Here is a 1,231-nt window from a genome sequence, read left to right on the forward strand (position 1 = left end):
ATGAATCGCCACTATTAGCCTAGACACTTCCCAGCCGTTGAACATGGCGTTTTTCATACTCTACTGGTGACAGTAAATTATTGGAACCATGTTTGCGTTTGCAGTTATAAAACATTTCGATGTAATCGAATATGTCAGCACGGGCATCATCTCTTGTTGAGTAGATTTTCTTTTTGATTCTCTCTCGCTTCAGCAGTTGGAAGAAGCTTTCCGCCACGGCGTTATCATGACAGTTACCGCGTCGGCTCATACTTCCCTCCAGACCATTCGCTTTCAGGAAAGCCTGCCAGTCATGACTGGTATATTGGCTTCCTTGATCTGAGTGCACCGTCACTTGTTGCTTTGGATTTCGACGCCATACAGCCATCAACAGAGCGTTGAGAACAATGTCTTTCGTTATTCGTTGCTGCATTGACCAGCCGATTACCTTTCGGGAGAACAAGTCGACAACAACCGCCAGATACAGCCAGCCTTCGTGAGTTCGGACATGCGTGATATCCGTTACCCAGGCTTCATCAGGCGCAGCGGGATTAAACTCACGGTTCAGCCGGTTTGGCACCACAACGTGACTTTCTCCGCCTCGATGCCGGGGGCGACGATAGCCAACCTGAGCTCGTAATCCTTCCTGAACCATGAGTCGGTACACGCGGTTAATACCGCATCGTTCACCGATGTCCCGTAAATCTGAATGAATTTTGCGGTAGCCGTACACGCCACCAGACTCCAGCCAGAATTGCTTAATTAGTCCTGTTAGACGACGGTTGGCTTTGTCGCGTTTCGACAGAGGCTTACTGCTCCAGGCATAGTATCCGCTGGGATGAACATCCAGCATCCGACATAGCCAACGAACAGGCCAGCTATTGCTATTATCCTTGATAAAGGCGTACCTCAATCGGACTGCTTTGCGAAGTACGCCGCGGCTTTTTTTAATATATCCCGTTCTTCTGTAGCCCGTTTTAATTCTTTCTGAAGTCGCTTTATCTCAGCCTGAGCCTCAGATAAATCATTATGCTTCTTGGAATCAGGGCCGAACTTCTTAACCCAGGCGTACAAGCTGTGAGTAGTGATATCGAGTCGCTTGGCAACATCAGCGACAGAATGGCCACGATCAACGACTTGTTTGACCGCTTCAATTTTAAATTCTTCAGGGTAGCGTTTACCGCTCATAAGCACCTCTCTTTTCAGTTAGTTTATCTAACTGAGAGGCGTCTAGGAAATTAGTGGCGATTCA

Annotated in this window: 1 protein-coding gene; it reads right to left on the minus strand. The window is 47.8% G+C overall.

Annotation, left to right across the window (positions count from 1 at the left end; all coding sequences use genetic code 11):
* Positions 1-19: 19 nt before the first annotated feature.
* Positions 20-1,167, minus strand: a protein-coding gene (locus tag ACXAGC_RS20370) for an IS3 family transposase (protein WP_159628135.1) whose coding sequence is annotated in 2 segments (ribosomal slippage) — positions 20-930 and positions 930-1,167 — 1,149 coding nt in all. Because the reading frame shifts where the segments join, the coding sequence is not laid out codon by codon here.
* Between the last annotated feature and the right edge of the window lie 64 nt (positions 1,168-1,231).

It is taken from the genome of Alteromonas sp. AWJ4_197 (genome assembly GCF_056160285.1).